The 14,333-nt window shown below is 43.2% G+C and carries 10 protein-coding genes; 6 read left to right on the top strand and 4 right to left on the bottom strand.

What is annotated here, in order from left to right:
- Window positions 1–166: 166 nt before the first annotated feature.
- On the bottom strand, window positions 167–4,567 hold the full coding sequence (locus GJV22_RS16305; RefSeq protein WP_163716235.1) for a hybrid sensor histidine kinase/response regulator transcription factor: 4,401 nt from the start codon (window positions 4,565–4,567) through the stop codon (window positions 167–169).
- A gap of 69 nt (window positions 4,568–4,636) precedes the next feature.
- On the bottom strand, window positions 4,637–5,641 hold the full coding sequence (locus GJV22_RS16310) for a bile acid:sodium symporter family protein (RefSeq protein WP_163716237.1): 1,005 nt from the start codon (window positions 5,639–5,641) through the stop codon (window positions 4,637–4,639).
- Window positions 5,642–5,938: 297 nt separating this feature from the next.
- Here GJV22_RS16310 and GJV22_RS16315 point away from each other — a divergent pair, with 297 nt between their 5' ends.
- From GJV22_RS16315 to GJV22_RS16335, 5 genes are all read left to right on the top strand, one after another.
- Entirely contained in the window at window positions 5,939–6,664 is a 726-nt protein-coding gene (locus GJV22_RS16315; RefSeq protein ID WP_163716239.1) for an ABC transporter ATP-binding protein, read from the top strand.
- Between the two features lie 10 nt (window positions 6,665–6,674).
- Window positions 6,675–7,928, top strand: a complete 1,254-nt coding sequence (locus GJV22_RS16320; protein ID WP_163716241.1) for an ABC transporter permease — start codon at window positions 6,675–6,677, stop codon at window positions 7,926–7,928.
- A gap of 18 nt (window positions 7,929–7,946) precedes the next feature.
- A complete protein-coding gene (locus tag GJV22_RS16325) occupies window positions 7,947–9,209 on the top strand; it encodes an ABC transporter permease (RefSeq protein WP_163716243.1) in 1,263 nt (420 codons plus the stop codon).
- A 62-nt stretch (window positions 9,210–9,271) separates the two neighbouring features.
- Window positions 9,272–10,396, top strand: coding sequence for an efflux RND transporter periplasmic adaptor subunit (locus tag GJV22_RS16330; protein ID WP_163716245.1), 1,125 nt, complete (start codon window positions 9,272–9,274; stop codon window positions 10,394–10,396).
- Window positions 10,397–10,558: 162 nt separating this feature from the next.
- Window positions 10,559–11,875 carry a TolC family protein gene (locus GJV22_RS16335; protein ID WP_163716247.1) on the top strand — a complete coding sequence of 439 codons (1,317 nt, stop codon included), beginning with the start codon at window positions 10,559–10,561 and terminating at the stop codon, window positions 11,873–11,875.
- A 376-nt stretch (window positions 11,876–12,251) separates the two neighbouring features.
- Here the strand turns inward: GJV22_RS16335 and kbl are convergent, their stop codons facing one another.
- The gene (gene kbl / locus GJV22_RS16340) at window positions 12,252–13,439 is read right to left on the bottom strand and encodes a glycine C-acetyltransferase (RefSeq protein WP_163716249.1); all 1,188 of its coding nucleotides are present in this window, start codon (window positions 13,437–13,439) and stop codon (window positions 12,252–12,254) included.
- 99 nt (window positions 13,440–13,538) lie between these two features.
- Window positions 13,539–14,159 (bottom strand): ribonuclease HII, encoded by a 621-nt coding sequence (locus tag GJV22_RS16345; RefSeq protein ID WP_205461914.1) that lies wholly within the window; start codon window positions 14,157–14,159, stop codon window positions 13,539–13,541.
- 27 nt (window positions 14,160–14,186) lie between these two features.
- On the opposite strand from GJV22_RS16345, the gene GJV22_RS16350 reads away from it, so the two are divergent.
- The gene (locus GJV22_RS16350; RefSeq protein WP_163716252.1) at window positions 14,187–14,333 is read left to right on the top strand and encodes a hypothetical protein; all 147 of its coding nucleotides are present in this window, start codon (window positions 14,187–14,189) and stop codon (window positions 14,331–14,333) included.

Here is a 14,333-nt window from a genome sequence, read left to right on the forward strand (position 1 = left end):
ATGCCATGACAAACTGGTTTTTTGGGCGAAAACATAGGTTGTATAGCAGGATTTGGAGATTTCGGCAGAATTAAGGATTGAATCTGAAGCTTATTGTTGAAATGACAAACTTAGGCGATCTGAATGCTAAATTTTAGTTTGGCAAAAATGAAAAACAGGAGGCGATTTATTCGGATGGACTGGATACTTTTTGCCTTTTTTGGTAGTCGGACGGATTCTCTCCGAAGTGCTTTTTAAATTGTCGGCTAAAATAATTGGCATCATTGAATCCGATCTCAAAAGCGACCTCACTAACCGAAGTTGATGGATCTGACAGAAGGGCTCCTGCTTTTTTCATTCGGATGATTTTAACGAAATCTTTCGGTGAGTAACCGGATATGCCTTTCATCTTTTTATAAAATACTGTCCGGCCAAAGTTGAAATGTGGCAATAAATTGTCGATAGAGAATTCCTGATCAGTCAGATTTTCTTCTATCAGTCCGATCACTTTGTCCATAAATTCCTGATCGGCGGTTGACGGACTGAGTTCATCTGTTTTAGTCAGCAAGTCGCGGCTGAAACGCTCCCTTAGCTTTTTACGTTGACGCAAAATGTTTTCGATCCGTTTTTGCAGGTAGATCATGTTGAAGGGTTTCGTGATATAGTCGTCGGCGCCAGTTTCAATTCCTTCAATTTTATGTTCCTCCAGTGATTTGGCAGTCAGCAGAACGATTGGAATATGGCTGGTGTGGAACTCAGTTTTTAGGATGCTGGTCAATTCAATACCATCCATTTCTGGCATCATGATGTCGCAAATAATTAATTCGGGGTCTTCATTCTTCGCAATCTCCACACCGATCTTGCCGTTCTCAGCCTGAAGGACCGTGTATTTTTGTCCCAACTGGGTGGCCAGCCAGCTTCTCAAGTCTGGATTGTCTTCGACAACTAAGATTGTTTGTTTTTTGAGTATGCGTTTTCCATTCGTTGCTTCCGGGGTTTCTGTTTCAGGTTCTTCTTCGGTTGAAATAAATTGACTGGTATAATCCAGTTCCTGAACCAGGTTAACTGGAGTTTCTGTTGCGGTGTAGGGTATCACAACGCAGAAACGACTTCCCTTGCCAAACGTACTTTCAACACGAATCTCTCCTCCCATCAGCTCGATGAGTTCTTTCGTCAGCGATAGTCCAATACCGGTACTCGATTCATCTTTCCAGCGTGAACGTTTGCCAAACGTAAATCGCTCGAACAGGTGAGGAATTTCTTGTTCCCGGATTCCTTCACCCTCATCAATAACAGCGATTTCAACTTTCTGGTCGTCCTTGTCCATGTCTAGTCGTAATTCAACCCGCTGGCCTTCACCGGTGTGTTTGAAGGCGTTAGAAAGTAAATTGAAAATGATCTTTTCCAGCGATTTAAAATCAAGGTTGACGTCCAGGCGATCTTCAGAAGGAATGTATTGGAATTCAATCTTTTTCTTTTCAGCCAGTGGACGGAAAGCCTGAACAATCTCGGAAAGGAAATAGACCACATTGCCGGGAGTAACTTCATTCTTCAGGAATCCTTTTTGAATTTTTCGGAAATCCATCAGTTGTTCAATCAATTCCAACAGGCGGCGGGTATTGCGTTTGACCATCCGCAACGGATTTGATACACCCGGAGGGAGGCTTTTATCGGCCAGCAAATCTTCAACGGGGCCCAAAATCAATGCCAGCGGTGTTTTGAACTCGTGTGAGATACTGGTGTAAAATTTTAGTTTATCGTCGGCTAGTTGTTTCTCAAATTCTACTTCATGTTTCAGCCTGATTCGCTCCAGCGTGAATCTGCGAACAAGAAAAAGGATTCCGCTTGCAAACAGAATGTAAAACAGATAAGCCCAGGCTGTTGCCCAAGGGGGAGACTTGATCGTTATTGGTAGCTGAATTTCGGGGTTTACCCACAAGCCATCGCTGTTGCTGGCTTTAAGCCTGAAAAGGTAGTTGCCGGGCTGAAGTTCCCGGTAGATGGCTTTATTCAGATTGCCTGTTTTATTCCAACTGCGTTCATAATTTTCGAGTTTGAATTCGTACTGAACTTTTGACGGAGCTTTAAAGTCGAGTGCTGCAAACTCAAACGTGATAAAGTTTTGTTTATATTTTAGCTTGATTGGCTTTCTTGGATCCTCGATACGTTGGCGGGCTTGTCGAAGTATCGCTTTATCGGTTTGGTTATTGATTTGCAGATCGGTTAGAACAACCGGAACCTGACGTTCCTGTTTTTTTATTTGTGAAGGCTGAAACCACACGAAGCCGGATAGGTGACCGAAAATAACTGAACCACCGGAGCTAAAGATTCCTTTGCCTTCTGAAAACGAATTTTCCATCAGCCCGTCAGACTCGTAGAAATTCTCGATTTTCCGGGATATCAGGTTGAATTTACCCAACCCAAAGTCAGTACTAATCCACAGGTTTTGGTCTCGGTCCTCTACAAATCCAAGAATTAAGTCGCTCGAGAGTCCGTCAGCAGTCGTTGTCTGCGCGAAGTTGAAGTTGCGGCCGTCTCTTGTTCCCAAAAATTGGTTGACACCGCCTCCATAGGTACCGATCCAGATCGTTTTACGAGAATCTTGAAAGAGGCAGATGATATCGTTGTATGAGATACTTTCCGGTTGGTTCGTTTGCTGAATCTGAATAAACTTTTTGTTATCGCTTTGAAGGTATTCGTGATTCAGAAAATTCAATCCGTTAGCTGTTCCAATCCACATGTTGTGATTGTGATCTTCCAAAAAACAACGAACCCGGTTATCGGTTATCGAGAATTTATCATCCGTATTTCGCAGGTAACGCAAGATTTCCTGATCCTCTTTTAGCGGATTGCGGATGACATTGATCCCTCCGTGATACATGGCCACCCACATCTGCCCCAAGTGATCGGAGTAAAGGTCGAAAACATCGTTGTGCGAAATCGTATTGTCGCCCGAGTATTTGGCATAATTGACGATCTCCGGCTCTGTTTGCAGGCGGTTGCCTGTTTTAGGCAATCCTTTTAAAACGATTATACCATTGCCTTTTGTTCCAACCCAGATGTTACCGGACTGATCTTCCTCGAAGCAATAGGTACCTGTTGAGATTCCCTGTTCCCCCAGAATATCGTTTAGACGGAAAAGAACTTCTAATTTTTGATTATAAACAACGACCTCACCACGCTTATTCCCAGTCCAAATCCAACGGCGGCTATCTTCGAAAACCGCACGGATTTCGCTTTGGAAGTCCACGTTTTGATTGAAGTCGTTCGAACGATTGTTGAAGTGGTTCTGTATCAGGTTAATTTTGTCCAGTCCCCGTTTGTAGGTTCCTGCCCATATATTTCCCGAGTTGTCGGCAAACAACGAAAGAACTAGGTTCGATGATAGACTTGCCGGGTTGTTTTCTTCGTGAAGGTATTGTTGGAACGTTTCTGTTTCCCGATTAAATCGGGAAATTCCACCTCCGTATATTCCAACCCAAAGGGTTCCGTTCCGGTCTTCAACAAAGATTTGTTTTTCACCTTCAACAATCGACTGCCGAATTTCCGGTTTTAATGGAAAGTGCTTAAACTGCATCGTTGAGGGTCTGAACCAAATGACGCCACGCAATGCACTAATAAGCCAAAAATCTCCTTTGCGATCCTGATAGCAGCCGGTAATATAGTTTGTTCCCAAGTCGCTCGTTCGCGCTGTAAGGTGTTTTGTTTCACCTGTTTTTGGGTTGTATTGAAGGATCCCGTTTCGTGTGCCACCGTAAATGAATCCGCCTTTACTTTCCTTTATAAAACAAAATTGATTGAATGAACTATTGGAATGATTGCTTTTCCAGATGAGTTTCATTTTTCCGGAAGTAAGCTCATAAAATTCACCTGTTTTACATCCAATCCAACAGGTATCCCGATGTTCGTATAATTGCGTTGTACTAACCTGATCTTCAGCAAAGTAGTGGGTTGCGGCCGCTTTGTTGTTGGGATCGATCTGGTCGTTTTCAAAATAGCTGAGTCCGCTTTCGCTTCCAATCCACAGTCCGCCGTTAATCGAACGTTGCATGAAATTGAGACTATTCGTCTTAAGCAGGTTGTTTTCGTTGAACCAGGTCCAGGTGTAATATGGTGAATCGGGAGATGAGACTATTCGCACACAACCGTGACCTGCCATGTAAAGCCAGACAACTCCGGGTGAGCTTTCGTAAGTGAAATGTACGGTGAAATCCGAAAAATCCTTTCCAAACACTGATGGGAAATTGATGAATTCTTCGGTGCGGGGATCATACCTGTGTGTAATATCATCGTAAGTTGTTGTCCAAATATAGCCGGCTCCATCCTGAAAAATTTCCCGAACTTTATTGTTGCTTATGGAATTGGGATCAGAAGGATCGTAGAAAAAGTTCTCAAAACGCTGACCGTCATAGCGGCTTAAGCCGTTTAGCGTTCCAAACCACAAATAACCATCTTTGTCCTGCAGCATCGAACGAACGGAATTGTTGGCCAAGCCATCTTCTGTAGCCAGATGCCCAAAGGTAAAACGCTCCTGTGCATAGGCAAGGCCCGCAAAACAAAGTAGTATTGTCAGCAAGTATCTCCTCATTGAAATCGGTCGATTAGCACCTGCTAAAATAGAAATAATATTGGATAAAGATGCCTGAGAAGCTTGATCTTATAAATGTTTCACGCGAGATTCCAGACTGAATTTTCGGGCAATTATGCTAATGAAGAACAGTTGAAAAGCATGGTAGATCATTACAGGAACCAGAAAAAGACTTCCTAAGGTGCTGCCGGCAAATAAAACGCCAACCATTACTGAGCCGTGGACGAGCGACTTTTTAGATCCGCAGAATAAAACGGTGATTTGGTCTTCCCGGTTAAAGTTCATCAGGGAGATGATATATTTTGTTCCTTCAAAAACTATGAAAAACAGCGCAATGACGCAGGCCGAAAGGATCAGCAGGGAGTAACCCGGAATACTGCTGAATATGCCGTTCAGAAACGAGTCGCTAAAACTGCGATAAACGATTGCCAGAATGACGGATTTGTCAAACAAGCTGATCCTGCTTTTATTTCGGTTCGCCCAATTTCCCCAAAACCGATGCATGATTAATCCTGCAGTAACCGGTATGAGAATTTGGATGACTAAATCACGGATGACATCAGCAAAGGCGAAGGCTTCTGCTTGTTGATCCAGGAACAAGCCCATCCATGCAGGTGTTAGAATGATGCCGATAACGCCCGAAACACTGGCATTGAAAATAGCACTGGGAATGTTTCCTCCAGCGATGGATACCATCACGACAGATGATGAGACGGTGCTTGGCAAGGCTGCCAAAAAGAAAACCGCAAGCCAAAGGATTTCCTGTTCACTTCCTTTAAATATTGGATAGAAGAGCAGCAACAACAGCGGAAATATCAAAAAGGTAATAACTTGAATGAGAAGATGGAGCCGCCAGTTGCTCAAGTCGTTTTTAAGTTTCTCCGGGCTTAATTTCAACCCATAGAAGAAAAAAAGCAAGGCAATTCCGCCTTTGATTATCACCGACAGCTCAAGCAGACTTCCATCGCCACCGATACCGGGAATAATTTTAGCTAGCAGGATCATCGCCAGGATTCCCAGAATAAATCCATCCGGTAAAACTTTGCGAATTGCGTGAAGGAATTTGTTGAACATGGTCGAAAATAATTAGACGGCAAAGATGGTCAAATTTCAGCAATTTGCCGATTCTCGCTCTGGTTTTGGATTCAAAGCGACGGAAGAAAAAATAATTGCTCTTTGGTGTAACGTCGCGCCATTTAGATCGTCGTATGATCATACAGGCTGATGATAGCAGGTATTAGGTAATCCAAGTTACCATGTTTATAAGGTTATTCACGCCAGAAAATCCGCAGTTCATCGAAATAGTTCTGTAAAACGATTTTAGAATCGTGAATTTTGAAGCTAGAAAACAGAAACTTTAACAGATAAGCCATGATTAAACTAACCGACATTCACAAATCGTACGAGATGGGAAGCAATAAGCTGCATGTTTTGAAGGGCATTGACCTGGACATCCATCAAGGCGAATTTGTCTCGATTATGGGTTCATCCGGATCCGGAAAATCAACCTTACTGAATATTTTAGGGATTTTAGATAATTACGATCAGGGAAGTTATCACCTGGGGGGTAAATTAATTTCGAATATGACGGAAAAGAAGGCTGCCCAATTGCGTAACGAAATGGTCGGCTTTGTCTTCCAGTCGTTCAATTTAATCTCGTTTAAAAATGCCATGGAAAACGTCGCCTTACCTCTTTATTACAAAGGGGTGAACCGAAAAAAGCGTAATATGATAGCCATGGAATATTTGGATCGGTTGGGATTGAAGCCATGGGCTGAACACATGCCGAATGAAATGTCGGGTGGACAAAAGCAGCGTGTAGCGATTGCCCGGGCATTGATTTCGAAACCGCAAATTATTCTGGCTGATGAACCAACGGGTGCGTTGGATACATCGACTTCATACGAAGTGATGGAGATTCTCCGAGAAATTAATGATGCAGGAATCACCGTGATTATTGTGACGCACGAGCACGATATTGCTTCGATGACTCAGAAGATCGTCCGTTTGAAAGACGGGCGAATCGATGAAGTGATTCTCAATGGCGAGCTAGCCGATTTCCGTGAACGCTATTCAAAAGAACTGCAACCTGTCTAAATCGTTTCCCATGTTTGATATCGATAAATGGCAGGAAATTCTTGCCACCATCAAAAAAAATAAAATGCGCACCTTTTTAACCGGCTTTTCGGTTGCCTGGGGAATCTTTATGCTGATGATTCTGTTGGGCTCCGGAAATGGGTTGAGTAACGGTGTGGCTAAAAACTTCATGGGAGATGCTGTTAATGCCATGTGGATTTGGAGCGGTGAAACAACCATTCCTTATCAAGGTCTGAAGTCGGGGCGTCCAATTCGTTTTCACAACGATGATTACGATGTTTTACAAAGCTTACCTGGGGTCGAAACAGTTTCGGGCCGTTACTTCATGGGAAATACCCGGTACTCTTATGGAAAGGAATCGGGTGAATATACCACGGTTACCTGTCATCCGGAATTGAACGATGTGGATCAGAATGTGATGCTGGAAGGCCGGTACATTAACAAGGTTGACATTCAGGAGAAACGAAAAGTGGTTGTGCTGGGAAAGGACATTCGAGAAGCCTTATTTAAAGATAAGCCTGCTTTGGGCGAATATGTGAAGGTCAACAACGTACCTTTCAAAGTGGTTGGTGTTTGTGTTGAACCGGAATCGACCAGGAACCGCAATGCGTTTATGCCGGTTAGCACTGCACAAATGATTTTCAACGGATCGAACCGGCTTCATAATTTCGCTATTACCATCAACGGTAAAACATTGGAGGAAAGCCAGGAAATTGAAGAGAATATTCGGAATACGTTCTCCCGGAAACTTCGTTTCGATAAAACAGATGATAGTGCTTTGGGCATGTATAATAAGTTGGAGAACTATATCCAAACCATGCGTATTTTCCAGGCAATAAAAATATTTATCTGGATTATTGGTGTCGGTACGCTGATTGCCGGTATTGTTGGTGTCAGCAATATTATGCTGATTGTGGTGAAAGAAAGAACCAAAGAGATTGGCATCCGAAAAGCGATCGGTGCAAGTCCATCTTCAGTTATTGGGCTGATCTTACTGGAGTCTATTCTGATTACTACCATCGCTGGTTACATCGGATTAGTACTGGGAACCGGTTTGATGGAGTTGATCAATTTCATGATGGTGCAGTCTGCCGGAGATGTTGGAGCGCAACAAGGCGATACCCTTTTTCTGAATCCGACCGTTGATTTTGGAGTTGCTGTTGCGTCGACGGTACTGTTGATTGTTGCGGGAACGATTGCCGGATATATTCCTGCAAAACGTGCAGCCAGTATTAAACCTATTGTTGCCTTAAGAGACGAATAACCCTCAAAATAACAAACCATGTTTGACCTTGATCTCTGGAAAGAAATACTAAGCGCGCTGAAACAGAATCGCATGCGCAGCTTTATGACAGCCTTTGGTGTGTTTTGGGGGATTTTTATGCTCATCATTATGTCGGGAGCTGGCCGTGCTTTGGAGAATGGCGTGTTGGAAGGCGTGAAATCGTTTGCGACGAACTCTGCTTTCTTTTGGACCGAGCGTACAAGTGTTCCTTTTGAGGGATTTCAACGGGGAAGACGCTGGGATTACGACAATCAGGACATCGAATATATTCGTCAAAATGTAAGGGAAGTCGAATACTTGTCGCCTCGCCTTTTTGGATGGCAGCAAGATGGTGACAATACCGTGCGTGGCGAACGCACCGGAGCTTTCAATATTTATGGCGACTATCCGGATTATTTCAAGATCGACGGCTGGACCCCGATAAAAGGGCGCTTGATGAATGAAATAGACGTGCGCGAAAAACGCAAAGTTTGTGTTATTGGCGAACGCGTGGTTGAAGTCATGTTTGCGAAAGATGAAGATCCGATCGGTCAATACCTCAAGATTAGTGGTGTCTATTTCCAGGTGGTTGGTGTCATTCATCCGGAAACAAAAATTAATATCGGCGGCGGTAAAAAGGAAGAGACCATCATTATCCCGTTCACGACCATGCAAACAGCCTACAATTACGGCAACGTGATTCATTTTTTCTCGGTAACAGCAAAGAAAGGGCATAGTGTGAGCGATTTGCAGGACAAGTTGAAAACGATTTTGAAAGAACGGCATAAAATTGCACCAGATGATTTACAAGCCGTTGGCTCCTTCAATATTGAAGCCGAATTTATCAAGTTCAATGCTCTGTTCACCGGTATTCAGGTGCTAACCTGGATTGTTGGAATCGGAACTTTGTTTGCCGGAATCATCGGGGTGAGTAACATCATGCTGGTTATTATTAAAGAACGCACGCAGGAAATCGGAATTCAACGGGCCATTGGAGCAACTCCTGGAAAAATCATTACGCACATTGTCGCTGAAAGTGTTTTCCTGACAGTCATGGCCGGGTACGTCGGACTTTCGCTTGGCGTTGGCTTACTGGAACTGCTAAGCATGGCCCTGGAAGCTGGAGGCGAGGAGCTATTTTTCAGAAATCCGCAGGTCGATTTAAAGATGGCACTTTCGGCTTTGGCCGTGTTGGTAATTTCGGGCATGTTTGCCGGTCTGATACCGGCCAAGCGGGCTATTAACATCAAACCTATTGATGCTTTACGTGATGAAGGCTGATGGCTGACTCATAATTTATTCATTGAATTCACAAGAAAACAGAACAATAAAAACCAAGCAAAATGAAAAAGATTTTTAAAATTTTAGGGATCGTGGTGATCGTAGCCATCTTCGGCGGAACGATTTTCTTTCTCTATACAAAATCGAAAAAACAACCTGATATTTTCGAAAACAAAACACCATTTGTATCAAATGTCATTAAAAAAACGGTGGCAACAGGATCGGTTGTACCACGGCAGGAGATCGAAATTAAGCCACAAATTTCAGGAATTATTGATGAATTATATATTGAGGCCGGCGATAATGTGAAAAAGGATCAGGTGATTGCCCGCATCAAAATTATTCCCGATATGGTGACTCTGAATTCTGCCGAGTCCCGACTAAACCGGGCACGGATTAATTTTGAAGATGCGAAGATTGATTTTGATCGTCAGCAAAAACTCTTCGATAATGAAGTGATTTCTTATGCCGATTATATGAGTTCCAAGGTGGCTTACGATTCGTCGAAAGAAGAGTTGTCGGCAGCTGAGAACAACTTGGAACTGGTGAAGAACGGGGTGCTGAAGAAAGCAGAGAGTGCGACCAATACCTTGGTTCGGTCGACCATCAACGGGATGGTTCTGGATGTTCCAATTAAGGTCGGAAACTCAGTTATTCAGTCGAACACATTTAACGATGGGACAACTATCGCTACTGTTGCAGACATGCAGGACATGATTTTTGAAGGAAAGGTCGACGAAACCGAAGTGGGTAAAATTAAAGTAGGGATGCCGATCGAGTTAGAAATCGGTGCCATTGAAAAAGATAAGTTTGCAGCTATTCTGGAATATATTGCTCCTAAGGGAGTTGAAGAAAATGGTGCCATTCAGTTTGAAATAAAGGCAGATGTGGATCTGAAACAAGACCAGTTTATTCGGGCAGGCTACAGTGCGAATGCCAACATTGTGCTCGAACGCAAGGACAGTGTTATGGTGATTCCGGAAGGCATGCTGAAATTTGAGAATGACTCGGCTTATGTTGAAGTTTTAACGAACGAGGAGGAGAGCACTTACGAAAAACGAAAAGTGCAAACCGGTCTTTCTGATGGTATTAACATAGAAATTGTCGAAGGTTTGTCGAAAGACGAAAAAGTCAAAGGGGATAAGATCGATCCTAAAAAACTGAAAGAAGATAAAAACCAAAGCTAAATTGTAGGTTTGTAGTCGGTTGAAACAATGTTTCTTTTGAAATAAATAGCTTATTGCATGAAATAGGTAGGGATATCTTCCGTTAAATTGGAACATATAGGAAACAGATCAACTGATTTCGAATTGAATCGTTAATTTAGCACACAAATAAATAAGTTCACAATGAAACTCATCAATCAATTAACCATTGCTTTTCTTTTGCTCATTTCCACGACTGTTCAGGCGCAGGAAAAATGGGATTTGCAAAAATGTATTGATTATGCCCTGGAAAACAATATCCAGGTCAAACAGCAACAACTCAACGCCACATATTATGAGAATGAACTCAAGCAAGCTAAATATAACAGGTTGCCGGGAGTGAGCAGTAGCTTCGGGGGAAATTACAGTTTTGGTCGTTCTCAATTACTGGATGGGACCTATGAAAATTTCGATGTAAATACAGTCACCGGATCGGTTGACCTGAATATGAGTTTGTGGAATGGTTTCCGCTTGAACAGAGCTGTGACACAGGCGGATTTTACGCTCCAGGCTCGATTGCAGGATCTACAAAAAGCGAAAGACGATTTGATGCTGAATATAGCTGCAGCTTATCTCGAAATCTTATTTTCCGACGAGCTGGTTCAAGTGGCTAAAGATCAAATGGATGTTACCCGGTCGCAGGTTGATCGCACCGGTAAATTGGTGAAAGCAGGAAGTTTAGCGAAAGGAAGTCTGCTCGAAATCGAAGCGCAATTGGCGAATGAAGAATTGAATTTGGTTGAGGCTGAAAACCGGCAGCAATTGGCTTATTTGAATTTATACCAAATGCTTGAACTTCCGGCTACTGAAAGTTTTGTTATTGAGAAACCCATTTTGCCGGTTGTTGCAGCAAATAGTTCCTTGATGAATTCGATGGATGTATTTAAAAATGCAGTTCAATTTAGACCTGAGGTTAAGAGTGCAGAGTTTCAACTTGAGGCGTCGAAGACCTCAGTTTCAATTGCCAAAGGATCACTCTATCCGAGCTTGTATCTTGGCGCTAACTTGAACTCTGTGTTTAAAGATTACAATAGCGGATCGCTGTACGATCAGTTTAAAAACAACATTGGGAAAAGTGTCGGGCTTAATTTGAGTATTCCGATTTTCAATAAGCTTCAAAGTCGAACAGATATTAGCAACGCCAAGCTGGATGTCATGAGCAAAGAATTGGATGTTCAGGACACGAAAAATGCACTTCGCCAGGAAATTGAGCAAGCTTATACCAATGCGATCGCATCGCTGAAAAAGTATATGGCCAGTTCAAAAGCGGTTGAATCAATGCAGGAGGCTTTTCGTTATACCGAAGAAAAGTTCAACGTAGGGATGGTGAATACGGTGGAATATAACGAAGCCAAAAATAAGCTGACAAAAGCTCAAAGCGATTTGGCTCAGTCCAAGTATGAATATATTTTCCGCACAAAGATTCTGGATTTCTACAACGGGATACCGATTCGGCTATAATTTGAAGACGAAACAATATTTTCGAGATAGATGTGAGATGATGCTTAATTAAGTGTCATCTTTTTTTTGCCGGAATTTGATGGCTGTAGCCGTGAAATTGGTCAGCGGCTAAACGCGATAAGTTTTACTGGTTTTCGAAATCTTTTATAAGTCATAGTGATTTTTTGTCAACTAGGTCGTAAATTGGAGTGATAGATTTTCATATAGGATTCGATAAGTAGGACTCTCTAAAGTTGGTTAGATTGATTCATTGGGAGCTTATTTATTATGATTGATTATGGTATTGAGGCACCGCTTAAGTGGTGTCTCTTTCCATTTTCCGGCACAAAAAAGGCTGCTCCCCAAAGAACAGCCTTCTTTTTGTTCTTTGCTTCAGTTAGATTACTTCCAGTTCTTTACCAACCTTGATAAATGCTTTTACGGCCTGATCAATCTGTTCTGAGGTATGTGCGGCCGACAACTGAACACGAATTCTTGCTTTCCCTTTCGGAACGACCGGGTAAACAAATCCGATGACATAGATTCCTTGTTCCAGCAGTAAGTTTGAAAATTTTACCGCCAGGGGGGCATCGTAAAGCATAACGGGCACAATAGCTGTTTCGCCTTTTACCAGATCAAATCCGGCTTCTTCCATTTTCTCACGGAAGTGATCGGCATTTTTCATGGTCTTGTTTTGTAATTCTGAAGAGCTGGTCAACATTTCCAAAACCTTTAGGGTCGCCCCAACGGTTGCCGGAGCCAAAGTGTTCGAAAACAAATAGGGACGGGAACGCTGGCGCAGCATTTCAATAATTTCTTTACGACCTGAAGTACATCCACCGTTTCCACCTCCCAATGCTTTGCCAAAAGTGGTGGTGATGATGTCAATTTTACCTAACAATCCAAAATGCTCGGCTGTCCCGCGGCCTGTTGCTCCGATGTAGCCCGTGGCATGCGAATCGTCGACCATCACGAGGGAGTCGTATTTTTCGCAAAGCGCTACAATTTCCGGAAGTTTGGCTAAGTCACCGTCCATCGAGAAAACCCCGTCAGTCACCACAATCCGGTATTTCGCCGATTGACTGTCTTTCAGGCATTGCTCCAGTTCTTTCATGTTTGAGTGCTTGTAGCGGAAACGCTGTGCTTTGCACAAACGAACGCCATCGATGATGGAAGCGTGGTTCAATTCATCTGAGATGATCGCAGAATCGTCGCCCAGCAGCGGTTCAAAAACCCCGCCATTGGCATCGAAAGCGGCACAGTATAAGATGGTATCTTCTGTTCCGAGGAACGCTGATGTCTTTTTTTCCAATTCTTTGTGAATGGCTTGGGTACCACAAATAAAACGTACGGATGAAAGCCCAAATCCCCAGTCGTTCATGATTACTTGAGCGGCTTTTACAACTTCCGGATGACTGGCCAAACCCAAATAATTATTGGCGCAGAAGTTAAGCACTTCCTGCCCTTCACCTACTTTAATTTGTGCGCTTTGAGACGAAGTAATAATCCGCTCGGTTTTGTACAAACCTTGTTCTTTTAATTCTTCGAGTGTGTTTAGAAGGTCTTGTTTGATTTTTCCGTACATGGTCCGATTTTTTTAGTTACTACAAATTTAACGGAATGCCGGTTTCGAAAAGGTGATAAAAAGCACTTAAACAGGCAGGCGGGCTAAAATCTGTAAACGCTAAAGATTCAGCTTTAATTGATCGTCCAATAATCGGAAAGTCATGCGGTGATGGGGCGAAACACCAAATTGTTCAATGGCTTTGCGATGTGCAACAGTTGGGTAGCCTTTATTTCGATCCCAGGCGTAATGGGGAAATTTGCCGTGAAGCCCGTTCATTAAATCGTCGCGGTAGGTTTTTGCCAGAACAGAGGCCGCAGCAATTGGCAAAAATTTGCCGTCGCCCTTAATCACACAGGTGTGATTGATCTCGGGGTATGCTTTGAAACGATTGCCATCAATCAGTAAATGTTCGGGTTTTAAATTTAATTGGTCGACTGCCCGGTGCATCGCCAAAAAGGAGGCATTCAGAATGTTGATTTCATCAATCTCGGTATGGCTGACGATGCCCACCGCAAAAGCTACTGCTTGTTCTTCGATAATTGGCCGAAGCTGGTAACGATGTTTTTCGCTTAATTTTTTGGAGTCATTGAGCAGTTCGTTTTTAAAGTCGGGCGGTAGAATAACAGCTGCAGCCACTACCGGGCCTGCCAGGCAGCCACGACCTGCTTCGTCGCATCCGGCTTCAAGCCGGCCTTCCTGCAAGTAGAGTTGAAGGGGTGTTGCTCTTGTTTTCATCATGTTTTGCTTCGCACAAAGATAACGGAAATGAGTAAACTGCTTCGAACCGGTTTCGAAATCGGTTTTTCGCCGACGAAACGCAAAATCCGAACACGGAATGCGACTGAACCGCCGCAAAACGGAAAAATCCGCGGAGGAGCGGAGAAAACCGTGGAGAAACGGAGAAATTCGTAG

It is taken from the genome of Mangrovibacterium lignilyticum, assembly GCF_010882175.1.
Classification (GTDB): Bacteria; Bacteroidota; Bacteroidia; order Bacteroidales; family Prolixibacteraceae; genus Mangrovibacterium; species Mangrovibacterium lignilyticum.